Annotated in this window: 1 protein-coding gene; it reads right to left on the minus strand. The window is 42.7% G+C overall.

What is annotated here, in order from left to right:
* Positions 1-347 (minus strand): prealbumin-like fold domain-containing protein (locus G5B12_RS17185; protein WP_174088992.1); only part of this gene is annotated, 347 nt, incomplete at both ends.

Raw genomic sequence — 347 nt, forward strand, 5'->3', positions numbered from 1 at the left:
AGCTTACTTCTGCCTGGTCTTCTCCGGCATATTCAAAGGTAAATTCCTGTACTTCTTCTGTTGTAACAAATCCGTCCGGCGCAAAGATTTCTTTCACATAGTATTTTCCGTCTACCGGAAGATCTGCCGTAAAAGTAATCTGTCCTTTTTCATCCGTTACCCGCTGCTCGATCAGACTGTCTTTCTCAAGGAGTACCTCGCCCTTTGCATTTTTGATATCTTCACTGGTATAAAGACCAAAGACACCACCTGCAAGAACACGTTCTGTATCTTTTTCTTTCTTCAGAACCGTAACCTTTACTTTCTGACGGGCATTCTGCCATTTCTCATCATAAGTGATGACTGGT

The sequence above is a fragment of the Blautia sp. MSK.20.85 genome (assembly GCF_013317245.1).
GTDB lineage: Bacteria > Bacillota > Clostridia > Lachnospirales > Lachnospiraceae > Blautia_A.